Below are 25,343 nucleotides of genomic sequence, written 5' to 3'. Positions count from 1 at the left end.
GAGACGGTCATGGGACTTCAAGAAGTGTGGTTCATCCTGATCGCGGTGCTCTTCATCGGGTACTTCGTCCTCGAGGGATTCGATTTCGGTGTCGGCATGCTGATGCCGGTGCTGGGCAGGCGCAAGGACCCGAACGGGGACACGCGGCGGCGGGTGGTGCTCAACACCATCGGACCCGTGTGGGACGGCAACGAGGTGTGGCTCATCACCGGTGGCGGCGCGTTGTTCGCCGCGTTCCCGGAGTGGTACGCCACCTTGTTCTCCGGCTTCTACCTGCCGCTGCTGATCATTCTCGTCGCGCTCATCGTCCGGATCTGCGCCATCGAGTACCGCGGCAAGATCGACGACGACACCTGGCGCAGGCGGTGCGACTGGGGCATCGTCTTCGGGTCCTGGGTGCCTGCCGTGCTGTGGGGTGTCGCGTTCGCGAACATCGTGCGGGGCGTCGACATCGACGCCGACAAGCAGGTCACCTCGAGCCTCTTCGATCTGCTCAATCCCTATGCGTTGCTCGGTGGTCTGACGACCGCACTCGTGTTCGCCCTGCACGGCGCGGTGTTCCTCGCCCTGAAGACGGCCGACGAAGTACGCACGGACGCCGTCGAACTCGCGTCCCGGCTTGCCGTTCCGGCCGTCCCGGTGGCGGGCGCGTTCGTACTGTGGACACAGTTGGCGCACGGCAAGGGCTGGACGTGGATCCTCGTGGCGATCGCCGCCGCCGCACTCCTCGGGGTGGTCGCGTTCACCCGTGCCGAGCGGGAAGGCTGGGCATTCCTGCTCACGTCGATCGCGGTCATCGCCACGGTGGCCCTGCTGTTCGGCTCGCTGTTCCCCAACGTCATGCCGTCCACTCTGGACGCCGCGTACAACCTGACCATCGACAACGCGTCGTCGAGTCCGTACACGCTGAAGGTGATGACGTGGGCCGCCGCGTTCCTCACCCCGGTGGTGCTGATCTACCAGGGCTGGACGTACTGGGTGTTCCGCCAACGGATCTCGACCAAGCACATCCCGCCGTCGATCGGTCTCCCGCTCGAGCGCAGATGAGCACAGCGGTAGGCGACGCACCCCGCCCGGCCGACGAACGCCCGGGCGGGGCGCGAGGTTCTCGGCGCCCCGTCGATCCCCGCCTGTGGCGCTGTTCCGCTGCGGCGCGCGGGTACCTCGTCCTCACGGTCGCGCTGTCGATCGTCAACGTCGCAATGGTCATCGTGTCCGCGCTGATGATCGGCCGCGTGCTCGGCGGCGTCATCGTCGACGACGCCACCGACGCCGGGCGGTGGTCCACCGAACTGGCGGTCCTCGCGGCCGCGGTGGGAGTGCGGGTGCTCGCCACCTGGCTGCAGTCCCGGTTCGCGCACCGGTCCGCCACCCGGGTGGTGGCGGAACTGAAGCGGGAGGTCCTCGGCACCGCCACCCGCCTGCGACCGCGCGAACTCGATCCGCGGCGGGACGAGATCGCCACCGTGCTCACCCGCGGACTCGACGGTCTGGTGCCGTACCTCACCGGATATCTCCCGGCACTGGTCCTCGCGGCGACGCTCACCCCGGCGACGCTCGTGGTCATCACGTTTCAGGATCTGACGTCGGCGGCGATCATCTTCGTCACGCTGCCGCTCATCCCGATCTTCATGATCCTCATCGGCCTGCTCACCAAAGGTAAGGCCGCGAAGACGCTGACCGCCATGACGACGCTGTCCTCCCAGCTGCTCGACCTCCTGGCCGGCCTGCCCACACTCCGCGCGCTGGGCCGCGAACAGGGGCCGGCGACGCGGGTGCGTGAACTCGGGGACGCCCACCGCCACACCACGATGTCGGCGTTGCGGGTGGCATTCCTGTCGTCGATGGTGCTGGAATTGCTGGCCACGCTCTGCGTCGCGCTCGTCGCCGTGAGCATCGGACTGCGGCTGGTGTACGGGGAGATGGAACTCGAAGCGGGAATCGTGGCACTGATCCTCGCGCCCGAGGTGTACCTCCCGCTGCGGATGGTCGGAACCCAGTTCCACGCCGCCGAGGACGGGATGGCCGCGGCGAGTCGGGCCTTCGCCGTCATCGACACCGATCGTCCCGACGACGCCGGAGGTTCGGTCGTCGTCGACGCGGCCGGGGCCCGAATCGAATTCGAGGGCGTCGACGTCCGGTCCCGGCGCGGCCTGGCACCGCACGGACTGACCGGGATCCTCGAACCCGGTGCGGTGACCGTGCTGACCGGACCCAACGGTTCCGGAAAATCGACTGCGGTGCAGGCACTTCTCGGCCTCGTCGAACCCGAGTGCGGGGAGGTGCGGGTGGCGGGCGCCGCCGTGAGTGCGCTCGACCGGTCCGCGTGGTGGGCGCAGGTGGCGTGGCTTCCGCAGCACCCCGTTCTCGTTCCCGGCACCCTGGACGAGAACCTTCGGCTCATCGGCGACGTCGTCGACCTCGAACAGGCCTGTGCCGCGACGGGTTTCGACGAGGTTCTCGCCGAACTCCCGGACGGCTGGACCACGCGCGTCGGATCCGGCGGAACGGGACTGTCGCTCGGCCAGCGGCAGCGACTCGCACTCACTCGCGTGCTGGCCACCCGGCGTCCCGTCCTGGTGCTCGACGAACCCACCGCCCACCTCGACGGCGCGTCGGAGCGGACCGTGCTCGATTCACTGCGGAGCCTGGCTGCCGCCGGCCGGACGGTCGTCGTGGTGGGCCACCGGCCGACCGTGCTCGCGGCCGCCGACCGGGTGATCGAGGTGAGCGCCGATGTCGCGTGACCCGCTGATCCGCGTATTGCCGCTCCTCGACCTGCAACCGGGACGGGTAGTGCGGGCCGTCGCCGCCGGCGTCGCCACGCTGGGCAGTGCGCTCGCGCTCGCGGCGCTGTCGGCGTGGTTGATCACGAGGGCGTGGCAGATGCCGCCCGTCCTCGACCTCAGCGTCGCCGTCGTGGCGGTGCGGGCGCTGGGCATCTCCCGCGGCGTCTTCCGCTACCTCGAGCGGCTGGCCACCCACGACACCGCGCTGCGCGGGACCACGTCCGCCCGCACCCAGCTGTACCAGCGGCTGGCCGACGGAGACCCCGCGGCCGCTGCCGGCCTGCGCCGCGGCGAACTGCTCGCCCGCACCGGGGCCGACGTCGACACCCTCGGTGACGTCGTCGTCCGCGCGCTCGTCCCCATCGCCGTGTCCGTCGTCCTGGCCGTGGCCGCCGTCGGCATCCTCGCGGTGATCTCGCCCGCGTCGGCGCTCGTGCTCGCGGTGGCGCTCGCGGTGTCGGGGGTCGCGGCGCCCTGGTTGTCCGCGCGGGCCGCCCGCCTGGCCGAGACGTCCGGCGCCGACGCGCGGGCCCGGTTCAGCGAGGACGCCGTCACGGCTCTCGATCACGCCGCGGAACTCCGCGTCGCGGGTCGCCTCGACCGGACCGTGTCGCGGGCGGTCCGCTCCGAACACGCCGCGGTCGCGGCCACCGACCGCGCCGCCGCACCCAGCGCGTTCGCGGACGCCGCCACACCACTCGCGGTGGGCGTGAGTGTGATCGCGTCACTGCTCATCGGGATGGGCCTGTACTCGTCGGGGACCATGAGCCCGATGGCGCTCGGCATCCTCGTGCTCCTGCCGCTGTCCGCGTTCGAGGCCACGGTCGCGCTGCCCGCCGCGGCCGTCGCGCTGACCCGGGCCCGGATCGCGTCGCGCCGCATACTCGCCGTGCTCGACGCCGCCGTCGCGGATCCGCACCCCGGCGACCGGGAACTGGACGGGCCCGCCGAGGTCGTCGCGAAGGACCTGCGGTGCGGCTGGCCCGGAGGGCAGGTCACCGCCCCGCTCGACCTCGACCTGCGGCCCGGCTTCCGGGTCGCGATCGTCGGCGGCAGCGGGTCCGGGAAGACGACCACCCTGATGACCCTGGCTGGGTTGCTCCCGCCGGTATCGGGGTCGGTGCGGGTCGACGGACTCGACCTGCACAGCATCAGGTCCGAGGCTCTCCGCCGGAACGTCGGATTCTTCGCGGAGGACGCACACCTCTTCGACACGTCCGTCCTCGAGAATCTGCGGGTGGCGCGCGGCGAAATCCAGGACACGGAGGCGCTGACCGTCCTGGAGTCCGTCGGGCTCGGCGGATGGGTGTCGGGGCTGCCGGAGGGCGTGCACACGACCCTCGCCGGCGGTGCCAGGGCGGTGTCCGGTGGGCAGCGTCGCCGCCTGCTCCTCGCCCGGGCGCTGCTGTCGTCCGCCCGGGTGCTGTTGCTGGACGAACCGACCGAACACCTCGACGCCGACGCGGGCGCCGACCTGCTCCGGCGACTGCTCGCGCGCGACGGCGGACTGGTGTCTGCGCAGCGCACCGTCGTGGTGATCACTCACCAGCTTCCGGAGGATACCAGCGCTGACCTGGTGATACGGGTGGAGAAAGCTGAGAGCGAAAATGCGTTGCCGACTCCGTGAGTGCGGCGTACTTTCTTCAGTACACGAGGAAGGAGGTGGTCTGAAATTGAATGACAGACGGACACGTGAGGTGGCTGCCAGCTAGCCGCTACCGCTGACGGAATTCACTGACCGCGCGAGCGGCGAGCGAATCCCAGGCAGCTACCCGGCCCCCGAGCCCCCGGTCTGGTCCAGATCGGACCCGGTGCACACGCACCGGAAGGCTCGGGGGCCGTTGTGCGCTCCGCGCCCGTGAGTACTTATCAACCGCCCGACGTTAACAAGTACTCACGGCAGCGCGGGCACGGGTTCGGCCCACTCCAACCGCCCCGCTCGAGCACCGTCCGCACCTCGGCCGCGACCTCGCACGAGCGCCGCGTCACCTCGTCCCAGCCGTAGACCAGCGTCGCCTTGCCGGCGAGTTCCGCCGCGTTGCCGCGACGACGGTCGCGCAGCGCCACCGACCGCGACGAGTGGTACCGCAGTCCGTCCAGTCGCACGAAGAGCGGAACGCCGCTGTCCGAGTAGTCCACGTCCTCGTAGAGGGTTCTTCCGTCGACGAAGACAGGCGACTGTCGTCGGGCGGCCGGTAGTCCGTGCGCGAGTTCGACGTCGACGGCGTACCGGTGCTCGAGAATCGACTGGACACCGCCGGAGACGAACGTCAGCGCGTCGGTGAGAGCCTTGCGGTATCTGCGCGGTGGACGCTGCTCGATCCGTCGGAGCAACTCGGGGACCGGAATGTCGCTGCCGGTGACCGCTGAGACCAGGACCCGTGCGGCCGCCACCGCCGACGGCTCCGCGACGGCGAGATCGACGACGGTGTCGGCCCGGGACGTTCGAGGCGGAAGCGTCGGGACGAGGATGTGGGCGTGCGCCCGGGACCGGTGCACCACGACCCCGGGGTGGAGGAGATCGCCCTCGCGGGGAACGGGACGGTCGGATCGCCGGCCGACCTTCCGATACGTCGGTTCCTGCGGCTCCGCAGACAATCCGTAGGGCACGGTGACGTGAATCGGCCCGTCAGGGTCGACGGGCATCAGCCCCCACTCCTCGGCCGCAGTCCGATGACTGAGGATCGCTCGGGGACCGCCGAACAGCAGCGCCGCCCACAGCCTCATCGGCCGGTCGAGCGGACCGTTCGTGACGGCGTAGACACCGTGCAGAACCGCCGACCACTGGCCGGACTCCACCATGTGCTGAATCTGCCGGGTCGAGATACCCAGTCCGCGAAGTTGCCGGGCCGTGACGAGGCCGTGCTGATAGTCGAGGACGCGTTGGAATTCGGGCCGGAAGTCGATCGTCGCAGTCGTCATGGACGCGACGGTGCGGAAGCCGACCGACAGGATTCGGCAGAAACAGGCCGATCTCAACTGCCCTGTGGATGAACCTCAGGTTGTGGATAACCCGAGCCGTGAGTACTTGTTAACCGCCCGTGGTTAATAAGTACTCACGGGCGCTAGCCAACGTAGCGGGACAGCCGCGCGGAGAGGTGGGGACGCAGCTCACCGTCGGCGATGATGCGTTCCTCGACGTAGGCGAGGTCGCCGCCCTCGACGATGCCGTAGAGACGCTTGGCGCCGCCGACGAGAACACCGGAGGTGCTGCGGATCACGACGTCGGTCGCGAGTTCCCACGACGACTGGGTGAGGGCCTGGCCGTAGAACAGTTCGACGATGCCGGAGCTGTGGGCGAGGAGGAGTTCGACGACTTCCTCGTCGGTGCTGCCGGGAATGCCGTCTCCGCTGATCCGCCAGAAGCCGGTCTCGTGGAGGTCGGGGCGCACGTATTCGCCGTCGGCGTCGAGAACCCAGGTCTGGGATTCCCACTTGAGGTAGTTGCCACCGTTGTGGGAGACGATGATCTGCTGCCCGAAGGGGTAGTCGCCTGTGTCGGGGTCGTGGCCTTCCCCTTCACCGCGCCACACACCCACGAGGGGCAGTACTGCGAGGAGTTCGTTGTTCAAATCCGGGCCGAGCCGCAGATTTGCGGTGTCCTCGGGCAGCGGAAGGTCCGGAAGCTGCGGGATGTTCCGCGACGCCGTCGTCTTGGAACGCTCGATGGCGTCCGCGACAGCTGCGTCACCGCTACCACGACGCACGGTGGGGGTGTCCCCAGCGGGCGCGCTCGTAGTCGGGTGCTCGGAAGGCGGATCTGCGCCTGCGTCCGGGTTCTGACTCACGACTCGTCGGTGACCAGGCGGTAGATCGTGTAGAGCGAGAACCACGTGATCAACACGGCGGCAAGGACAAGAAGTACCTCGAAGAAGATAACCACGGGGACATCCTAAACCGAACCCGTCGAACGGTCGAAACGGGAGGCGGCTTACCGTCACTGCGGCTACGGTTTCTCGAAGGCGACCACCCGGTCGGTTCCGAACATTCTCATGCGGTCGTCTCGTCTCCCGTCCCTCCCGGAGGTCCCATGCTTCGATCGAGTACTGCCGTCACCGGTCCGGTGCGGGCCGCGCTCGCGGCGACGGTGCTGCTGCTGACCGCCACCGCGTTCGGTGCTCCCGTCTTTGCCGTCGCCGCGCCCGACACCGGGAGCGCGGGCTCGGGAAGTGCCGATTCGGGGAGTGCCGACACGGACCGTGTCGATCCGAACAACTACGCCGCCGACTGCCCCGACGTGATGATCGTCGCCGTGTCCGGCGCCACCGACTCGACGGAGGACCGCAACCCTCTGGCAGACGAGAACCGTCAGCTCTGGTCGAACTGGGTGGGCAACGTGACGGTGCCGACCGGCGAGGCCAACAAGGACGATCCGGGGACGGTGGGGTGGATGTACGTGCCCTACCCGTCCACGTACGGCCTGGGTCTGCTGCAACCCGTTCCGACATACCAGGATTCGATGGCGGCGGGTGTCGCGTCGACGAACAGGATCCTCGACGAGAACAAGGCGAAGTGCGGCGACGCCACCAAGTACGTGCTGCTCGGATACAGCGTCGGCGCCGAGGTGGTCGAAAGGGTGTCGCGCGAACTCGGCCACCGCGACAGCAATGCTCTGGTTACCGCCGACGACATCGCCGGCGTCGCGTTGATCGGCGACCCGTACCGTCCCGCGGGCACCCCCTCGATGGGCGAACCCGGCCCGCCCGGAGGCGGATTCATGTCGTCGGAGCCGGCCGATTACGGCGCTCTCGACGGCAAGATCACCTACGCCTGCCGCCCCTACGACATCGCGTGCGACGCGCCGCAGGAGATCGCCGTCCTCGAACTGGCGCTCGGGGTGCTGGGACAGATGCACTTCACCCTGCTGAACCCGGGCCAGACGGTCTCCGACTTCGCGAATGCGGTGACGAACATGGCGGCGCGGTCGATCGTGCACATCGTCACCCACGAAGACTGGTTTGCCTCCGACGAGTCCTTCCTGGACGTTCTCCGCAAGGTCGCCGACCGGACCTACGACCCCGACGGCCCGGACCGGAACATGCAGGTGTCTCAGGAGCAGATCGTCGAGGCGCTCAACTGGGCGATGGGTCCCGGTTCGGAGGTCGTGAAGGCGAAGCTCGCGGACGAGGGCCCGGGGTTCGTCGAGGACAACAGGGACGTGTTCGAACTGGTGATCAAGCCGTACATCTTCCTGGGCTTCATCCAGCACCTGTTCTACTGGAACAACAATCCGAACGACCCCTGGTACTGGGAGAGCGAGAAGGTCGTCGACTGGATCACCGCGCTCGCGCAGTCGGAGAAGGACGGCGAGACCATTCCAGCCGCGCCGGGCAAGTAGATCCGGCACGACAGAAGGGCCCCGCTCCGGATCGGAGCGGGGCCCTTCTGGTGTCGTCGGCTGGTGACTACTCGCCGACCGTGACGTCGACGTTGTGCACGCCTGCGCTCGACGGGCTCACCGTCGAGGTGCCGTTGCCGGAGCTGGACAGTGCACGCACGGTCCACTCGCCGGGAGCGGCGAAGAAGCGGAAGTCTCCGGTGCCCGAGGCGACGACCTCGGCGGTGAATTCGCCGCCGCCGTCGAGGAGACGCACGAACGCTCCACCGATCGGCTGTCCGTCAGCGGCGAGAACGCGGCCGGTGATGACCGTTTCCTTCTCGACGTCGACGCCCGCGGGCAGGGTCTGGGTCTGTACAGGTGCTCCACACATGGCTCAGTGAACCTCCAACTCGATGGGTGCGCCGACGAGTGAGCCGTATTCGACCCAGCTGCCGTCGTAGTTCTTGACGTCGGACTTGCCGAGGATCTCCTTGAGCACGAACCAGGTGTGGCTGGAGCGCTCGCCGATTCGGCAGTACGCGATGGTGGGCTTGGACTCGTCGTAGCCCTTCTCCGAGTACAGCTTCTCCAGGTCGTCGTCCGACTTGAACGTGCCGTCCTCGTTTGCGGTGGTGCTCCACGGGATGTTGATGGCCGTGGGGACGTGTCCACGCTGCTGCGCCTGCTCCTGCGGCAGGTGAGCGGGAGCGAGGATCTTGCCGGAGAACTCGTCGGGCGAACGCACGTCGACGAGGTTCTTGCTGCCGATGGCGTCGATGACCTCGTCGCGGAACGCGCGGATCGACAGGTCGGGGGCCTCGGCCTTGTACTGGGTGGCCTCGCGGGTGACGGTCTCCTTGGAGAGGGGACGCCCGTCGAGCTCCCACTTCTTGCGGCCGCCGTCGATCAGCTTGACGTCCTGGTGGCCGTAGAGCTTGAAGTACCAGTACGCGTACGCCGCGAACCAGTTGTTGTTGCCGCCGTAGAGAACGATGGTGTCGTCATTGGCGACGCCCTTGGCGGACAGAAGATCGGAGAACTGCTGCTGGTTCAGGAAGTCACGACGGACGCCGTCCTGCAGGTCCTTGCGCCAGTCGAGGCGGATGGCGCCTTCGATGTGGCCGCCGTCGTATGCGCTGGTGTCCTCATCCACCTCGACGAAAACGGTCTTGGGGGCGTTGAGGTTCTGCTCAGCCCAGTCGGCGGAGACTAGGACATCGGAGCGAGCCATGGTGTTCCTTTCGGTGTGTACTTACTTGTGTCGGGTGGATCGTGCAGTGGTTCTCGGTGTGAAATTTTCAGGCCGCGGTGCGGAAGCGTACGACGAGTGGATAGATCTGGCAGCCGAGGCAGATACCGAACGCAGCGTTGAGAAACGCCGCGAACAGGGCGAATGCGGTGGCCACGGCCCCGATGACGCCGGAGCCGGCGAAGAAGCCGACGGTGCCGACGGCGGCGAAGACGAAGCCGACGAGCTGCGCGAAGCGGAGCGGTGCGACCGGTTCGCGTTCACTCCCCGGAGCGAGTCGCGGCGCGACGAGGGTGCCGAAGATCCGGCCGTACGGGCTGCGTCGCGGTCCGGTGGCTGCGCCTGCCGCGAAGACGACCGCTTGCAGCGCCAGCAGAATTCCTGCTGCGACCAGCGAGAACGTCGACACGACGAGCACGGCGACGAGGACTGCGGTGGTGACCCAGGCGGCGAACCGGGGGCCACGAACGTCGACCTGCTCGAGCTCGAGTGTTGTGGACATGAGAAGTGCTCCTGCGTTGAGTCCTGAATGCTTGCCTGGCGCCGAACGGCGACGGAAGACGTCGTCATCGGGGGTTCGATCACGTGCGCGGAATCCGCGGTGTCAGCAGAAAGCGACAGCCCTGGTGATCAGCAACAGGTACAGCAACAAGCCCCGAGGCGGCACAGGTCTACTGTGCGGCGACGGGTGAGCATGAGCTCGTGGCTGGATTGCACGACGACGAGTTTACCCGGTTCTTCAGGAATTTGAAGCCGGGGGCCGGGTGAGGGGTCCCAGCGCGGCCCGCAGGTCGGTCGCGGCGGGCACTCCGGACACCCGGAAGCGTTGCTGCAGGTCGGCGTCGAGAATGAAGGTCGTCGGCAGCGACAGAACGCCGAGTTCCTTGGCGAGAGAGGGATACTCGTCGATGTCGACCTCCACTTCGACGGGCGGTTCCGGCTCGCCGGCGAGGTCCTCGACGACCTGTCCCACCACCCTGCGCACCGCAGCGCAGGGTCCGCACCAGTCGGCGGAGAAGTGGAGAACGGTGGCCCGTCGAGGATGCTCCGGCGACCCCGGCCCGACGCCCGCCGCCTCGAGAAGTAGCCGTCGTTGGTCGGTCACGACCGCGGACGCCTCGCCGGTGCTCCGGACCGTCCCCTGGCGGCGTTGCCAGACGAGCCCGAACACGACGGCGGCGAACAGTGCGATCAGTAACAGTGTGATTCCGGTCATCGGCTCTGCAGTTCGTTCAGGTCGATCGTGACGTTGTTGCCGACGCCCTCGATGACGATCTGCGAGCCTTCCGCGTAGACCTCCGTCGGCTGGACGCCGAACGGGAGTTCCCGGGGGTCGATCGTCCGGGTGAAGAGGCCGAGGATCGCGGGGGCGAGGGGCTCGGGGATGGTGAAGTCGGCGTGGCCTTCGGGCCCGAAGTAGAAGTCGCTGGCGACGATCTTCACCTGACCGCCGTCGAGTACCAGGTCGGCCTGCACGCTGACGGTGGTCTCGATGGGCCCGACGGGGACGGTGCCGGTGAGGACGACGCCGCCCGCGGTCGGCATCCCCGAGCCGCCGGAGCCGCCGGTGCCGTCCGACTTGCTGGCGGGCGGGGCCGAAACCTGCAGGTCGGGGATGTCGAGGAAGCGACCCAGGTCGGTGGCGTCGATGAGCATGCGGCCGGAGAGGTGATCGACCGGGAGGGTCTTCACGGAGCCGTCGACGAGGTCGGACAGCGGCGCGGAGACGCCCAGGAGGGTGGACTCGATCGTCACCTCGCCCACGACGTCACTCTGTACTCCCTGGGCGCGGATCTCGATGTTCTCGTACTTTCCGTCCCACGCCTGGGTGAGGAACGGAAAACCGTGAACCGTCACCTCGGGATCCGCTGTGAGCGACGCGCCTGCCCGCAGTTCCCGCGACACCCGGTACTCCGCGTAGGCCGCCGAACCGAAGTCGACGACGAGACCGAGAGCCACGAGGACGACGATTCCGATGATGAGTTTCCGCACGGCCCCATTGTGACGGACGCCGGTCGGGGGAGTGTCGGTGCGACCTCCGCGCCCGTTGCCGGGGGGTTCGGTGCAACGAACGCCGACGACGGCGCGCTACTCTGTCACCGACAAAAGTGTCGATACCTTCAGTGTCGATCTACCTGGACCGGCGGATGAACCATCCGTCGGCCGGCCGGGTACGACGGCGACGAGATGGGAGGCTGTGTGGAGCTACTGCTTCTTACCTCCGACCCCAACCCCGAGGCAGTGCTGCCTGCCCTCGCCCTGCTGGCGCATTCGGTGCGGCCTGCCCCAACGGAGGTGTCCTCTCTCCTGGAAGCGAGCTCCGCCGACATCGCCCTGGTGGATGCGCGCACCGATCTCGCGGCGGCTCGCGGCCTCTGCCGGCTGCTGGGCAGCACGGGTTCCGCGGTTCCCGTGGTGGCGGTCCTCACCGAGGGCGGCCTGGTGGCGGTCAATTCCGACTGGGGCCTCGACGACATCCTGCTCCCGGGCACCGGCCCGGCCGAGGTGGACGCCCGTCTCCGACTGCTGGTCGGACGCTCCGGCGGGGTCGCCAGTCCGGAGGCCTCCGGCAAGATCACGCTGGGCGAACTGGTCATCGACGAGGGCACGTACACGGCGCGTCTGCGCGGACGCCCACTCGACCTCACCTACAAGGAGTTCGAACTCCTCAAATACCTGGCACAGCACGCGGGTCGCGTCTTCACCCGCGCGCAGTTGCTGCAGGAGGTCTGGGGATACGACTTCTTCGGTGGTACCCGCACCGTCGACGTTCACGTGCGTCGTCTGCGCGCCAAGCTGGGCAGCGAGTACGAATCCTTGATCGGTACAGTCCGCAATGTCGGCTACAAGGCCGTCCGTCCCACCCGCAGCAAGTCGGGTGCGCCGGTGCCGCCCGTCGACGACCTCGACGCCGACGATGCGGACTTCGAATCCGCGGAAGGGCCGGCGATCCAGTGAGTGATCCGGTGCAGTCCTGGACTGATCGACTCGACGGCAAGCAGGCCGCGGACGTATCCGCTCTGCTCGAACGCGCGGCTGCAGCGGACGGAACCGCGCCGGTGTCGGAGCAGGGCGTGCACGCCGCGTCCGGCGCCGGTAGCGCCGGTGTCCGTCATCTGGTGGAGACCGACGCCGATCGGATCGTCGGGTACGCGCAGCTGCAGCCGGGGCACGGGGATCATCCCGCGATGGCTGAACTCGCCGTCGACCCCGAGGCGCGTGGCCGGGGGATCGGTGGCCGGCTGGTCACCGAGGTCCTGTCCGAGGGTGGTCCGGACGCCCGGGTGTGGGCGCACGGAAACCTGCCTGCGGCGCAGGCGGTAGCGCAGCGCCTCGGATTGACCGGTGCGCGCGAACTTCTGCAGCTCCGGCGTCCGCTCGCCGATGTGGAACTCCCAGAACTTGTTGTGCCGGAAGATATTTCACTCCGCGAGTACCGCGGCGTCGAGGACGATCCCGAGGTGCTGCGGGTCAATGCCGCTGCCTTCGCCTGGCATCCCGAGCAAGGGTCGTGGACCGAACGTGAATTGGCCGAGCGTCGTTCGGAGGCCTGGTTCGATCCGTCCGGACTGTTCATGGCGTTCGCCGCTTCGGACGAGCAGAGACTGCTCGGATTCCACTGGACCAAGGTGCACCCGAAGCAGGGCGACGAGCCGGCCATCGGAGAGGTCTACGTGGTGGCGATCGGCTCCGACGCCCAGGGGCGTGGTCTCGGCCGGTTGCTGACGCTCGCCGGACTGCACTACCTGCGTGACCGCGGGCTCGGTGCGGTGCTGCTCTACGTCGAAGGCGACAACGCGTCGGCGCTGCACACCTACGATCGGCTCGGGTTCGAGCGGTTTCACACCGACGTCGCGTATGCACGCGCCTGAGGTGCTCCTCTACTTCCGCACCGGTTGTTCGTCTCGGAAATGTGGACAAATGCTCGGTCTGTTCACCTTCCGTTCACCGATCGTGGTCCAACTGGACATTAGCTACCCCTAGGTTTCTCCGTGGGCAGCGCCGTGTTGCCTGGTGCAGATTTCAACGAAGCGCACCTCATGTCGCCGCCCGATCGCGGGCGAGACGGTATTTCCGGAGGACTAGGTGAATCTCAAGCGCAGTGGCGCCCTGCTCGGTGCAGTGGCCCTGGGTGCCATGACCTTGGCCGCGTGTGGCAGCGACAACAACGCGGCGTCGAGCGGCGTCGACGCATCGTCGTCCAACGCGACGTGCGAGGGCAAGGCCAACCTCTCCGCGGCCGGTTCCTCGGCCCAGAAGAACGCCATGGACCAGTTCGTCTCCACCTACATCTCCGTCTGCCAGGAAAAGGGTAAGACCGTCAACCTGGCGTACAACCCCAGCGGTTCCGGCGACGGACGGACCCAGTTCATCGCGGGCCAGATCGACTTCGCCGGCTCCGACTCGGCGATCAAGGCCGAGCAGGCCGAGCAGGCCAAGGCCCGGTGCGTCGGCGGCGAGGCCTGGAACCTGCCGCTGGTCTTCGGACCCGTTGCGATCGCCTACAACCTCGACGGCGTCGAGGACCTGGTGCTGAACGGCGAGGTGACCGCCAAGATCTTCAACGGCACCATCAAGAAGTGGAACGACCCGGCCATCGCCGCGCTCAACCCCGGCGCCACCCTCCCGGACCAGGACGTCACCGCCATCATCCGCTCGGATTCGTCGGGAACCACCGACAACTTCCAGCAGTACCTGACGGCGTCCTCCAACGGCGCCTGGACCACCGGTGCCGGTTCCGACTTCACCGGCGGAATCGGTGAGGGCGCCAAGGGTTCGGCCGGTGTCGCTCAGGCAGTGGCCTCCGCCCCGGGCTCGATCACCTACGTCGAGAAGTCCTACGCCGACCAGAACAAGCTTGCTAGCGCACAGATCGACACCGGCTCCGGCCCCGTCGCGCTGTCCGACGAGTCGGCATCGAAGGCCATCGAGGGTGCGCAGTTCAAGGGTCAGGGTGTGGGCGATCTGACCCTCGACCTCGGCTCGATCTTCGGTACCAAGGAAGCGGGCGCGTACCCGCTGGTGCTCGCCACCTACGAGATCGTGTGCTCGAAGGGTTACGACGCCGACACGTCGGCCGCGGTCAAGTCGTTCCTGACCAGCGCTGCCAACGAGGGGCAGGGCAACCTGGCAGAGCAGGGTTACGTGCCGCTGCCGGACTCCATGAAGGAGAAGCTGAACGCATCGGTCGCCGCAATCGGCTGATAGCACCATTAATCGTTCGGACCCGCCCATGACTCGATATTCTGACCAGGAAAGATTGCGAGCGCAGATGAGTGAAGCGCACATCGAATCAGCACCTCGCGCCTCCGGCTCCGCTTCCGGCGGAGTCGGGGTGGGCGGTCCGAACGGCACCCCGGAGGCCGAGTTGAGTACCACCAAGGCCGAAATCCCGACTCCGACAGGTGCACCCCGCGGCAAGGCCGCCGCCAGGCCGGGGGACCGGATCTTCAAGTCGCTCGCGACCACCTCCGCCATCTTCATCTCCATCCTGATCGCCGCGATCGGCATCTTCCTGATCTGGCGCGCAGTTCCCGCACTGAGCCGGAATCAGGTCAACTTCCTCACCAGCCGCGAGTGGGTCACCCAGAACATCAACGCCATGGCGTTCGGTGTCCTCGACCTCTTCCAGGTGACCGTCCTCGTCTCGCTGTTCGCTCTGATCCTCGCGATGCCCGTCGCCCTCGGCATCGCGATCTTCCTCACCGAGTACTCGCCGAACTGGCTCAAACGGCCACTGGCGTACGTGATCGACCTGCTGGCCGCCGTGCCGTCGATCGTCTACGGCCTGTGGGGTCTGCTCGTGTTCGCTCCCGCGATCAAGCCACTCGCCGTGTGGCTCAACGAAAAACTCGGCTGGTTCCCACTGTTCGCAACCGGAAGCGGTTCCATCACCGGCGGTGGCACCATCTTCACCGCAGGCATCGTCCTCGCCGTCATGATCCTTCCCGTCATCACCGCGGTCACCCGCGAGGTGTTCGTGCAGACACCGACGTCCCACATCGAGGCTGCGCTCGCACTGGGCGCCACCCGGTGGGAAGTGGTGCGAACCACGATCATTCCGTTCGGCAAGTCCGGTTACATCAGCGGATCAATGCTCGGCCTGGGTCGCGCCCTCGGCGAGACCATGGCGCTCTACCTGATCCTGCGCACCACATCGCAGCCCTTCGGGTGGTCGCTGTTCGACGGCGGCGCCACCATCGCCTCGAAGATCGCTCTCGGCTACGCGGAGTTCAACAACAACATTCAGGCCGGCGCCTACATCGCCGCAGGTCTGGTGCTCTTCGTTCTCACCTTCGTCGTGAACGCCGCGGCCCGCGCCGTGATCGCAGGAAAGAAGGACTGACCCATGACCGCGACACTCGACAAGCCGGTCAAGGCCCCCACCTTCCAGGGGGTCGGTGTCCGCCGACGCATCGTCGACCTGACCGCCACCGTCCTCGTGACGCTGGCAGTGCTCGTGGCGCTGGTCCCGCTGGTGTGGGTCCTGATCACCGCCGTCATCAAGGGAATCCCTGCCCTGACGTCGGCCACCTGGTTCACCCACTCGCTCAGCGGACTGACGTCCTCGGCGGCGGGCGGCGGTATCTATCACGCGCTGATCGGCACGATTCTGCAGGGACTCGTCTGCGCGGTGCTGTCCATTCCTCTCGGACTGTTCGTCGCGATCTATCTCGTCGAGTACGCCGACCGGAAGTCGCGGCTGGCGAAGCTGACCACGTTCATGGTCGACATCCTCAGCGGTGTCCCGTCGATCGTGGCCGCCCTGTTCATCTACGCCCTGTGGATCGCGACGTTCGGTTTCCCCAAGTCCGGCTTCGCGGTAGCACTCGCTCTGGTGCTGCTGATGGTCCCCGTTGTCGTCCGCAGCACGGAGGAGATGCTCCGCATCGTTCCACAGGACCTGCGGGAGGCGTCGTACGCGCTGGGCGTTCCGAAGTGGAAGACGATCGCCAAGATCGTGCTGCCCACCGCACTGCCCGGCATCATCACCGGCGTCATGCTGGCGCTGGCCCGGGTGATGGGTGAGACTGCGCCGCTGCTGATCCTCGTGGGGTACGCACCCTTCATCAACTTCAACCTGTTCGGTGGCGAGATGGGCACGCTGCCCGGCGTCATGGTCGCCGAGATGAACAACCCGACCGATGCCGGTACCAACCGCATCTGGGGTGCGGCGCTGACGTTGATTCTCCTCATCGCCGTCCTCAACATCCTGGCCAAGGTCATCGGCCACTTCTCGCAGGTCCGCAGCAAGTGACACATACACTCGATTTCGAACACCAATCAGTAGGGAGCCGGTAATGGCCAAGCGTCTGGATCTCAAGGACGTCAACATCTACTACGGCAAATTCCACGCCGTCGCCGATGTCGGGCTGTCCGTCCCCCCGCGGAACGTGACCGCCTTCATCGGCCCCTCCGGTTGCGGCAAGTCGACGGTGCTGCGTTCGCTGAACCGCATGCACGAGGTGACTCCCGGTGCGCGCGTGGAGGGTTCGATCCTGCTCGACGGTGAGGACATCTACGGTTCCGGCATCGACCCGGTCGGCGTCCGCAAGACGATCGGCATGGTGTTCCAGCGTCCCAACCCGTTCCCGACGATGTCCATCAAGGACAACGTGGTGGCCGGGCTGAAGCTGCAGGGCGAGCGCAGCAAGAAGCGTCTCGACGAGGTGGCCGAGCGGTCGCTGCGCGGTGCCAACCTGTGGACCGAGGTCAAGGACCGTCTGGACAAGCCGGGCGGCGGACTGTCCGGCGGTCAGCAGCAGCGTCTGTGCATCGCCCGGGCCATCGCGGTCTCGCCCGACGTCCTGCTGATGGACGAGCCCTGCTCGGCGCTCGACCCCATCTCGACCCTCGCGATCGAGGACCTGATCACGGAGCTGAAGAAGGACTTCACGATCGTGATCGTCACCCACAATATGCAGCAGGCGGCGCGTGTGAGTGACCAGACCGCGTTCTTCAACCTCGAGGCCACCGGCAAGCCGGGGCGCCTCGTCGAGATCGACGACACCGAGAAGATCTTCTCCAATCCGACGCAGAAGGCCACCGAGGACTACATCTCGGGCCGCTTCGGATAGGCCGCGCACACGAGAACGCCCCGACCGGAGATCCGGCCGGGGCGTTCTCGTGTCCGGGGACGGCGGCATCGGACGAACGAACGGGACGCTCGTACGGTCAGACCGTACGAGCGTCCCGTTCGCGCGAAAAGTGTTGGCGGAGTTCTACAGTTCCGGGTACGAGGTGAGGCTGTCGGCGTCGGCTACGGCGGTCTCGGTGTCGTCGGGCAGCTTGCCGGTGACGAGGAAGATCACCCGGCGGCCCACCTCGACTGCGTGGTCGGCGAAACGCTCGTAGAAGCGGCCGAGCAGGGTGACGTCGACCGCGGCGGCCACACCGTGCTTCCACTCGCGGTCCATGAGCACGGTGAACAGGTGACGGTGGAGGTCGTCCATCGCCTCGTCCTCTTCACGCAAGCGGGCGGCCCTCTCGGGGTCACGCGTCTCGAGAACCTCGCGGGCAGCGGCGCCGATGGAGACGGCGATGCGTCCCATCTCGGCGAAGTAACCGTTGACCTCTTCGGGAAGCACGTGGTTGGGATGTCGGCGGCGCGCGATCTTGGCGACGTGGAGAGCCAACGCACCCATGCGGTCGATGTCGGCGACGATCTGGATCCCGCTGACGACCGAGCGGAGGTCGCCGGCGACCGGTGCCTGCAGGGCGAGGAGGGCGAACGCCCGCTCCTCGCAGATGGTGCTGAGCTCGGTGATCTTGTCGTGCTCGCCGATCACCTGCTCGGCGAGGGAAAGATCTGCCTGGAGCAGCGACTGGGTGGCGCGCTCCATGGCGACCCCCGCAAGCCCCGCCATCTCACCGAGCAAGTCGGCAAGCTCGGTCATCTGTTCGTTGTAAGCCACGCGCATGAGGTCACAGCCTACGGTGCACGGGAAACCAAGTCACGATCACACGGTGAACGCGGGGTGAACGACGCAACCCGGCGGGCGCTCATTCGCAGGACGTGTCGCCTGCGTTCACAACCGCAAGGTCCGCGGGGATTTCCACGTCCTCGGGCTGGCCGATTCGCACGTCCGACATACTGAGCGGTGTGTCGATCGGGCTCGGTGTCTGGACGGTCCCGGAGAAGTTCGAACCGAGCGCGACCTCGACGACCGTCCCCAGTCCGGTGGTCGACTCGAGCACCGCACCCGGGAACGACGACGCCAGGGTCGCCGCCTCGGCTTCGTGGCCCGGCGAGAACCGGACGACGGTCTCGCCGCTGGTTCCCGTGTAGTTGCCGACGTTGTAGATCTGGAACCCCTCGGCGGCCAGCGAGTCGGCCACGGTCGCGGCCAGTCCCGACTCACCCGATGCGTTCGACACCTGCACGGTCACGCTGGACGGGTCGACGGCCTGGACCGACAGCGGCGCCGGCGCGGCCTGCGGTTCGGGGGCGGAGGGCAGGGGTTCCGCCCGCTTCTCGCCGGGCAGCGCCTCGTCGTCGATGATGGCGCGGAAGATGGCCTTGATGTCGTCGGTGCGGGGAATCTCGTTACCCCACTCGGTGGTGCCTGCGGTGGGCACCGTCAGGAATGTGACCGCGCCCGCATCGACGTTCTGCAGTGAGCGTCCGAGCGTGACCAGCGACTTCGTGTCGATGTTCTCGACGAACGTGTCGCGGGTGAACGCGTTGATGAAGCCATTCAGTTTGCCGGGATTGAGCAGCACCTGACTGGACAGGGCGCCCCGCAGCAGGGCGGACAGGAATCTCTGCTGACGGTTGATGCGGCCGTAGTCGCCGTTGCCCTCCGCCTCGACATGTCTGGCGCGGACGAAGTTCAGTGCGGTCTTGCCGTCGAGCATCTGAGTGCCCGCCTCCGGCAGAACGGTGCCGAGGACGCCGTCCTCGAGCGGCTGGGTGGTACAGACCTTGACCCCACCGATCTCGTTGACCATCGACTCGAAGCCGGCGAAGTCCATGCCGACGAAGTGGCCGATCTTCAGACCCGACATCTTCTGGATCACCTTCACCAGGCACTTCGGTCCGCCGAGCGCGTAGGTGGCGTTGAGTTTGTCGCCGTCGGCGGCGGGGAAGGTCTCCTCGGTGTAGGTGCCGCTGGCGTTGTCCCAGCCCTGGCAGACGGGCCGCTCGACGTCGAGGTCGCGGGGGAACGACACCGCGACCACCCGGCTTCGGTCGGCGGGGATGTTGACGAGCATCACCGTGTCGGCGCGGGATCCCTCGGCGTCGTCGATGGTTCCGGCACCCACTTCGCCGCTCGCGCCGGCGCGGGTGTCGCTGCCGACGATGAGATAGGTCTCGTCACCGGTCTGCCCGACGGCGTCGACGATGTCGGTCGACTCCGTGTCGAGTGCCGCGATCTGGTCGAACTTGCCTTCGGTGGAGCGGAGGTAACCCCAGACGATGCCGGTTCCGGCGAGTGCGACCACCGCCACGAGCGCGACGACGGCCCGTCCTGCTGCACGCAGACGCTTGCGTTTACGGGTCTTGTTGAGGGCCAGGCGGGTGGTGCCCGGGTTGCCGACCACCTGCGGTACCGCAGTGGTCTCGGCGGAATCTGCGACCCATTCGGGTTCGGGCGTGCTCTGCGGGGGTTCCGGCTCCGGCGGCGGAGGCGCGGCAGGGGTCTCCCGCGGCGGAATCCCGGGAGGCGGCGGCTGCCGCTCGTCGATCGGGGGAATGATCTCCGTCTTGTCCGGATCGTCCGGCTCGCTCGGTTCTTCCCCGGAAACCTTCTTCACCAGGTCTGCGACGGAGAGCGCTTCGGTGGGTCCACCCGCGGCCCGGCGGCCGATCCGGCCACTGTCGTGGCGGGACGGTTCGGTGCGCTCTACCTGCGCACGGCGCTCGGGTGGCGCGGTCCGTTCGGGTGGCGCGGTCCGTTCGGGTGGCGCGGTCCGCTCGGGCGGTGGCTGCCGCGGCGGGAGTCGCCGCGGCCGTCCCGACTGGGCTTCTCGGTAGCTGGGATCCGCGAGAGGACGCTCCCAGGGGGCGCGGGATTCGGGAGTCGGTGAGTCCGAGCTGTGATCATCACCCACCGATGCAACCTGACCTCTCCGCCGACTCCGACCTCCGTCGGCCTCGACGGATTCCAGCCATAGTACTTATCGAACGTCGGGGCTCCACACATGTAGCGAGGTGACGCGCGTTCGTGCTGCTAACCACCAGAATGCATGAGGTCGGCGCCGGCGGGTACCAGGCAGTCGTCGGGGTCGTCGAGCCATCCCTCGGGGAGCGCGACCGTCCCGGGTGACCCCTGACGTCCCCGTGGTCCCTCGGCGTCCTTGGGGAACGGGATGGTCGGATCGAGCTGAACCAAGAGGTCGTCGAGTTCGGTGAGGGTGCTCACGAGGGCCATCGCGACCCGCAGTTCGGACCCGGCGGGGAAGCCCCGCAGGTACCAGGACACGTGCTTGCGCAGTTCACGGAGGCCCTTGTCCTCGCCGTGGTGATCGGCAAGGAGCTCCGCGTGCCGGCGGATGATCGTGGCCACCTCGCCGAGATTGGGCGGAGTGGGCTGCGGGTTTCCGTTCAGTGCGGCGCTCAGCTCCGCGAACAGCCATGGGCGCCCGAGGCATCCGCGCCCGACGACGACGCCGTCGCACCCTGTCTGTTCCATCATGCGGGCCGCGTCCTCGGCGGCGAAGATGTCGCCGTTCCCGAGTACGGGCACGTCCGTGACGTGTTCCTTGAGCCGGGCGATCTCGTTCCAATCGGCCGTGCCGGAGTACCGCTGCGAGGCGGTACGCGCGTGCAGTGCGACCGCGGCGGCGCCTTCGCCGGCGGCGATCCGGCCGGCGTCGAGATGCGTGTGGTGCTCGGCGTCGATGCCGACGCGGAACTTGACGGTCACCGGGACATCGGTCCCCTCGGTCGCCTTCACGGCCGCCGCGACGATCCGGCCGAACAGGGTGCGCTTGTACGGCAGCGCCGCGCCACCACCCTTGCGGGTCACCTTGGGAACCGGGCAGCCGAAGTTCATGTCGATGTGGTCGGCCATGTTCTCGTCCACGATCATCTTGGCCGCGGCGTACGTGGTGTCGGGGTCGACGGTGTACAGCTGCAGCGACCGCGGGGTCTCGGTCGGGCCGAACGTCGTCATGTGTAGGGTCGCGGGCTGTCGTTCCACCAGCGCACGCGCGGTCACCATCTCACAGACGTACAGGCCGGACGTGCTGCCCGCGCGCTCCGTCTCGAGCTCACGACACAGCGTGCGGAACGCGACGTTGGTGATCCCGGCCATGGGGGCCAGAACCACCGGACTGCGCAGCTCGAGCGATCCGATACGAAGGGATGACATTGACGACCTCTGGGAAAGTGCTGGAACAAAAACTGTGCCCGGTACCGAATCCGGTACCGGGCACAGGATAACTGTTTACGTCACGAAGCCTTCTGCTCGCGCTTCTTTGCCTCGCGGGCCAGCATGCGGTCGCGCTGCTCCTCGAACTTGGTGGCCTGGCCCTCGAGGTTCTCGAGGAACTTGCCGAGGCTCTCGCGGACCTCTTCGCCGCGGGCGGTGAAATCGGTCCGCTCGAAGATGTTCCACTTGCGCAGGACGGGCATCACGACCTCTTCGAGGTGCTGACGCAGGTCGTAGATGCCGTGCTTGGCCATGAGCACACCGTTGCGCCGGAAGTTCGGCATGCCGGCGCCCGGCATCTGGAAGTTCTGGACGATCATGTTGATGGCCTCGAGCGCCTGATCGGGCGCGAGGTCGAGGGCAGCACCGCACATGTTGCGGTAGAAGATCATGTGCAGGTTCTCGTCGGCGGCGATGCGCTGCAGCATCTTGTCGGCGATCGGGTCCTTGCACGCCTTACCGGTGTTGCGGTGGCTGACGCGGGTGGCGAGTTCCTGGAACGTCACGTAGGCGACGGAGTGGAGGAAGCCGGCGTCGACGTCGGCGGGGGAGGCGAAGCCGTTCGTCATGTGCTCCATGCGGAAACGCTCGAGCTGGACGGGGTCGACGGCGCGGGTCACGACGAGGTAATCGCGCATCACGATGCCGTGACGGTTCTCCTCGGCGGTCCAGCGACCGACCCACGTTCCCCACGCGCCGTCCTGCGAGAAGTTCTCGGCGATCTCGCGGTGGTACGACGGCAGGTTGTCCTCGGTGAGGAGGTTCGTGATCATCGCAGCCTTGGCGACCTCGTCGAGCTGCGACTGCTCGGGATCCCAGTCGATGCCGCCCATCGCGGCGAAGTTGCGTCCTTCGTCCCACGGAACGTAGTCGTGGGGATGCCATTCCTTGGCCATGGAGATGTGGCGGTTGACGTTCTCTTCTGCAACCGGCGACAACTCCTGCAGCAGTTCGAGTTGGGTCAGATCCCTCGCCATGTGTAATGCCTCCAGTAGCTCAATTTGACTTTGTTCAGCCTACGGCACCGTAAGTAGGTTGGTAAACGCCGTCGGCGGCCCGGGAACCGTCCAAGTTACCGATCCGTAATGGATCTTCCGGGATGTGTCGCCGCCACGCGGCGAACCGTTACATGACAGTGTACTGATGAGCGTGCGTGTGCGGTGACCAGCGTAATCATCGCAGGGAGAGATCATCACAGCGACGCGCGGACAGTTGTGGGCGATTACATATTTGTCGGTCTCCACAGATTCCCTGCCGTAACTCGAGCCGTGTCGGCGGTTGCGCGGAAACCCGTTCGTCCGGGTTGTCGGTCTCCTGGGAATTCGATCCACCCCAGGTGTGAATATCGCCACCCGGGGCCCAGTCCGCCGCCCCCACCCTTTCCGAGCAGGCCCCCCAGGACCCCGTCGAGCCCGCCGACGAGCGTCGGCAGCGCCGACTTCACCGCGGTCTCGGCGGCGGGAAATCCCGCGTATGTCCGTTATGCCGGTTGCGGTCGGTCTGGGCGCTGCCGACAATCGTCACATGGGCAACAACATGAGCCGCCTGGAACAAGTCGTCGCCGAGTTGCCCGAAGCCGTGCGCGTGGACGTCGCCCAATGGGACGGACATCCGACGTTCCGGGTGCGGGGGAAGAACTTCGTGTTCAGTGACGTGGAGGCCACCCGGTTGACGGTGAAGCTCACCGTCGGCGAGGCCGAAGCGGTCGTCGCAACGGAACCAGGGGCCGAGCCCGCGGGTTACGGTCTCGGTAGACACGGCTGGATCGCACTGGACGTCGCGGACGCGGACGAGCCTCGGTGGGAGCAGCTGCGTGAGTGGATCAGGACGTCGTACACGCTCGTCGCCCCGAAGCGACTGGCCGAGCAGGTGCTGGACGAAGAACCGTTGCCGACGCAGGGAGACCAGTCATGACGACCGAGGACAGCGCATCCACTTCCACACCGGCGAAATCGGGCCTGCCTGCGTGGGCCAAGAAGGCCATCGGCATCGCAGTCCTGCTGGTGGTACTGGTCATCGCCTACTTCATCCTCGCGGCCTACCTCCCGCGGGCGTGGGCCCAGAACGTGGGTGGACTGGCGAACGGCAGCTTCGGCGGCGGCATCCTGTGGGGACTGTTGTTCGGCACCCTGTGCACCCTCCTGCCGCTGCTGCTGGTCCGCGGAGCGTGGCGGCTGTTCCGCCGGCGCCGGTTCAAGCCGGTGCAGATCGTGTTGCTGATCCTCGGTGTCCTGGTCGTGCTGCCCAACCTGCTGACGCTCAGTGTGGTGCTCGGCGGCAACAGCGCAGCGCACGCGGGCGAACGGATCATGGACGTCGACGCGCCCGGATTCCGCGGCGCGTCGCTCGCCGGCGCCATCATCGGAGTGGTGCTGTTCCTCGGCGTCGCCGGAGTCAGCTTCACGTACCGCAAGCGCGGCGAGGATCTCGCCGAGATGCGAAGAGAAACGAAAGCGAAGGACGAACAGGTGGGCGACGGGCCGCCGGCCGGACCGTCACCTGCCACGCCCTGAGCGAATTCACCACACGAGCACGGGCTTGATCACCGTGCCCGCGGCCTGATCGGCGACGGCGCGGTTGATGTCGTCGAATCGATACCCGGTGACGAGACGGTCGAACGGGAATTTCCCGTCCGCGTGCAGCGCCAGCAACTGCGGAATGAACTGCTGTACCGAAGAATCGCCCTCGACGCAGCCGCGGAGGGTCTTGCCGCTCAGCATCAGATCCTGAATGTTCACCACCACTTCGGGTGCGCCGAGGCCGACGACCACCGCGCTGCCCCGCGCGCGCAGGCACGACAATGCCTGGCCGATGACGGCGGGGATCCCCGTCGTGTCCAGGGCGTGGGTGGCGCCGCCGCCCGTCGCCGAACGGATCGATGCGACCGCGTCCTGTGACCCGGGATCGAGCGCGACCGCGCCGAACTCCTCCGCGAGCGCACGTCGCGCGGGTACCGGATCGACGGCGAGAAGCGTTGCGACGCCGGCTGATCGGGCCGCGAGCAGCGCGGCGAACCCGACAGTGCCCGCGCCGAAGACGACCACACTCGAATCGCGGCCCGGCCGGAGCACGTTCAGTACCGCACCGGCACCCGTCTGGAACCCGCAGCCGAGCGGCGCCGCGGCGGCCAGGTCGACGGACTTGTCGACGACGACGACGTTGTCGGCGGTTGCGAGGACGTGCTCGGCGAAACTGGACTGGCCGAAGAACGCGGCGCGCACGGACTCGCCGTTCTGGGTGACGGTGGCCGAACCGTCCGCGCGTCGGCCCGCACTGTTCAGCCGGTGCGCGTCGACGCAGTACGCCGGACCCGCGCTTCGGCACTGGTTGCAATCGCCGCAGTGGCGGTAACTGAGAATCACGTGATCACCGGGCGCCACCCCGCTCACGCGTGACCCGACGTCGACGACGATCCCGGCACCTTCGTGCCCGAGGACGGCGGGGCCGGCGGCGCGGGGGAGGGCCGCCTTGGTGAAGAGGTCCGTGTGGCACAGGCCGGTGGCGACGATGCGCACCAGTACCTCGTCCGCGCGGGGCTCGTCGAGTTCGACCGTCTCCAGCGTGAACGGAGAATCGGGTCCGCGTGAGACCGCTGCTGTGACCTGCAC

At 67.5% G+C, this 25,343-nt stretch carries 24 protein-coding genes; 12 read left to right on the top strand and 12 right to left on the bottom strand.

All coding sequences use genetic code 11. The features are described 5' to 3' along the window. Positions 1 to 9: 9 nt before the first annotated feature. The 3 genes from cydB to cydC are packed head-to-tail and all read left to right on the top strand — an operon-like array spanning position 10 to position 4,416. On the top strand, positions 10 to 1,047 hold the full coding sequence (gene cydB / locus GO592_RS25365; protein WP_007301051.1) for a cytochrome d ubiquinol oxidase subunit II: 1,038 nt from the start codon (positions 10 to 12) through the stop codon (positions 1,045 to 1,047). Beyond that, complete coding sequence (gene cydD, locus GO592_RS25360) at positions 1,044 to 2,747, top strand: thiol reductant ABC exporter subunit CydD (protein ID WP_007301052.1); 1,704 nt, start codon at positions 1,044 to 1,046, stop codon at positions 2,745 to 2,747. Before cydB ends, cydD begins: the two co-directional genes overlap by 4 nt. Beyond that, a complete protein-coding gene (gene cydC / locus GO592_RS25355) occupies positions 2,737 to 4,416 on the top strand; it encodes a thiol reductant ABC exporter subunit CydC (protein ID WP_007301053.1) in 1,680 nt (559 codons plus the stop codon). Before cydD ends, cydC begins: the two co-directional genes overlap by 11 nt. Before the next feature lie 242 nt (positions 4,417 to 4,658). Here cydC and GO592_RS25350 read toward each other — a convergent pair whose 3' ends face one another. Together GO592_RS25350 and GO592_RS25345 are read right to left on the bottom strand one after the other, a co-directional pair. Beyond that, on the bottom strand, positions 4,659 to 5,768 hold the full coding sequence (locus tag GO592_RS25350; RefSeq protein ID WP_007301054.1) for a type IV toxin-antitoxin system AbiEi family antitoxin domain-containing protein: 1,110 nt from the start codon (positions 5,766 to 5,768) through the stop codon (positions 4,659 to 4,661). A gap of 86 nt (positions 5,769 to 5,854) precedes the next feature. Further along, a complete protein-coding gene (locus tag GO592_RS25345) occupies positions 5,855 to 6,496 on the bottom strand; it encodes an FABP family protein (protein WP_005254810.1) in 642 nt (213 codons plus the stop codon). A gap of 323 nt (positions 6,497 to 6,819) precedes the next feature. Between GO592_RS25345 and GO592_RS25340 the strand changes: the two genes are divergently transcribed. After that, a complete protein-coding gene (locus GO592_RS25340; protein ID WP_007301055.1) occupies positions 6,820 to 8,127 on the top strand; it encodes a cutinase family protein in 1,308 nt (435 codons plus the stop codon). A 67-nt stretch (positions 8,128 to 8,194) separates the two neighbouring features. Here the strand turns inward: GO592_RS25340 and GO592_RS25335 are convergent, their stop codons facing one another. From GO592_RS25335 to GO592_RS25315, 5 genes are all read right to left on the bottom strand, one after another. After that, positions 8,195 to 8,500 (bottom strand): DUF1416 domain-containing protein, encoded by a 306-nt coding sequence (locus GO592_RS25335; RefSeq protein ID WP_005244353.1) that lies wholly within the window; start codon positions 8,498 to 8,500, stop codon positions 8,195 to 8,197. 3 nt (positions 8,501 to 8,503) lie between these two features. Further along, positions 8,504 to 9,340 (bottom strand): sulfurtransferase, encoded by an 837-nt coding sequence (locus GO592_RS25330; protein ID WP_005254807.1) that lies wholly within the window; start codon positions 9,338 to 9,340, stop codon positions 8,504 to 8,506. A 67-nt stretch (positions 9,341 to 9,407) separates the two neighbouring features. Beyond that, entirely contained in the window at positions 9,408 to 9,860 is a 453-nt protein-coding gene (locus GO592_RS25325) for a DUF4395 domain-containing protein (protein ID WP_005573169.1), read from the bottom strand. A 237-nt stretch (positions 9,861 to 10,097) separates the two neighbouring features. After that, on the bottom strand, positions 10,098 to 10,574 hold the full coding sequence (locus tag GO592_RS25320; RefSeq protein ID WP_005254805.1) for a thioredoxin family protein: 477 nt from the start codon (positions 10,572 to 10,574) through the stop codon (positions 10,098 to 10,100). Beyond that, entirely contained in the window at positions 10,571 to 11,350 is a 780-nt protein-coding gene (locus GO592_RS25315) for an LmeA family phospholipid-binding protein (protein ID WP_005254804.1), read from the bottom strand. Before GO592_RS25315 ends, GO592_RS25320 begins: the two co-directional genes overlap by 4 nt. 207 nt (positions 11,351 to 11,557) lie before the next feature. Between GO592_RS25315 and GO592_RS25310 the strand changes: the two genes are divergently transcribed. The 6 genes from GO592_RS25310 to pstB all read left to right on the top strand — a co-directional run bounded on the left by GO592_RS25310 (position 11,558) and on the right by pstB (position 17,436). Further along, a complete protein-coding gene (locus GO592_RS25310) occupies positions 11,558 to 12,316 on the top strand; it encodes a winged helix-turn-helix transcriptional regulator (protein WP_005254803.1) in 759 nt (252 codons plus the stop codon). Beyond that, positions 12,313 to 13,230 carry a mycothiol synthase gene (mshD, locus tag GO592_RS25305; protein ID WP_007301056.1) on the top strand — a complete coding sequence of 306 codons (918 nt, stop codon included), beginning with the start codon at positions 12,313 to 12,315 and terminating at the stop codon, positions 13,228 to 13,230. Before GO592_RS25310 ends, mshD begins: the two co-directional genes overlap by 4 nt. Positions 13,231 to 13,444: 214 nt before the next feature. Beyond that, entirely contained in the window at positions 13,445 to 14,563 is a 1,119-nt protein-coding gene (gene pstS, locus GO592_RS25300) for a phosphate ABC transporter substrate-binding protein PstS (protein WP_007301057.1), read from the top strand. Between the two features lie 67 nt (positions 14,564 to 14,630). Continuing rightward, positions 14,631 to 15,704 (top strand): phosphate ABC transporter permease subunit PstC, encoded by a 1,074-nt coding sequence (gene pstC, locus GO592_RS25295; RefSeq protein ID WP_007301058.1) that lies wholly within the window; start codon positions 14,631 to 14,633, stop codon positions 15,702 to 15,704. Positions 15,705 to 15,707: 3 nt separating this feature from the next. Beyond that, on the top strand, positions 15,708 to 16,616 hold the full coding sequence (gene pstA / locus GO592_RS25290) for a phosphate ABC transporter permease PstA (RefSeq protein WP_007301059.1): 909 nt from the start codon (positions 15,708 to 15,710) through the stop codon (positions 16,614 to 16,616). 43 nt (positions 16,617 to 16,659) lie between these two features. Beyond that, a complete protein-coding gene (pstB, locus tag GO592_RS25285) occupies positions 16,660 to 17,436 on the top strand; it encodes a phosphate ABC transporter ATP-binding protein PstB (protein WP_007301060.1) in 777 nt (258 codons plus the stop codon). Between the two features lie 144 nt (positions 17,437 to 17,580). Here the strand turns inward: pstB and phoU are convergent, their stop codons facing one another. The 4 genes from phoU to GO592_RS25265 form a co-directional block, all read right to left on the bottom strand. Next, positions 17,581 to 18,279, bottom strand: a complete 699-nt coding sequence (gene phoU / locus GO592_RS25280) for a phosphate signaling complex protein PhoU (RefSeq protein ID WP_005254798.1) — start codon at positions 18,277 to 18,279, stop codon at positions 17,581 to 17,583. An 82-nt stretch (positions 18,280 to 18,361) separates the two neighbouring features. Continuing rightward, on the bottom strand, positions 18,362 to 20,413 hold the full coding sequence (locus tag GO592_RS25275; protein ID WP_007301062.1) for an LCP family protein: 2,052 nt from the start codon (positions 20,411 to 20,413) through the stop codon (positions 18,362 to 18,364). Between the two features lie 119 nt (positions 20,414 to 20,532). Continuing rightward, a complete protein-coding gene (dusB, locus tag GO592_RS25270) occupies positions 20,533 to 21,675 on the bottom strand; it encodes a tRNA dihydrouridine synthase DusB (RefSeq protein ID WP_005244337.1) in 1,143 nt (380 codons plus the stop codon). Positions 21,676 to 21,755: 80 nt separating this feature from the next. Then, the gene (locus GO592_RS25265) at positions 21,756 to 22,712 is read right to left on the bottom strand and encodes an acyl-ACP desaturase (RefSeq protein ID WP_007301063.1); all 957 of its coding nucleotides are present in this window, start codon (positions 22,710 to 22,712) and stop codon (positions 21,756 to 21,758) included. Positions 22,713 to 23,208: 496 nt separating this feature from the next. Between GO592_RS25265 and GO592_RS25260 the strand changes: the two genes are divergently transcribed. Beyond that, positions 23,209 to 23,649, top strand: coding sequence for an MmcQ/YjbR family DNA-binding protein (locus GO592_RS25260; protein ID WP_082325054.1), 441 nt, complete (start codon positions 23,209 to 23,211; stop codon positions 23,647 to 23,649). Further along, the gene (locus tag GO592_RS25255; protein ID WP_007301065.1) at positions 23,646 to 24,248 is read left to right on the top strand and encodes a hypothetical protein; all 603 of its coding nucleotides are present in this window, start codon (positions 23,646 to 23,648) and stop codon (positions 24,246 to 24,248) included. The genes GO592_RS25260 and GO592_RS25255 overlap by 4 nt, the downstream gene beginning before the upstream one ends. Before the next feature lie 6 nt (positions 24,249 to 24,254). On the opposite strand, the gene GO592_RS25250 is transcribed toward GO592_RS25255, so the two are convergent. Then, entirely contained in the window at positions 24,255 to 25,343 is a 1,089-nt protein-coding gene (locus GO592_RS25250; RefSeq protein ID WP_007301066.1) for an NAD(P)-dependent alcohol dehydrogenase, read from the bottom strand.

Origin of the sequence: Rhodococcus sp. 21391, assembly GCF_016772255.1 — a bacterium.
In the GTDB taxonomy this organism is placed as follows: Bacteria; Actinomycetota; Actinomycetes; order Mycobacteriales; family Mycobacteriaceae; genus Rhodococcus_F; species Rhodococcus_F opacus.
The sequence above is the reverse complement of the archived record's forward strand: the minus strand, read 5'-3'. Positions and strand labels throughout refer to the sequence as shown.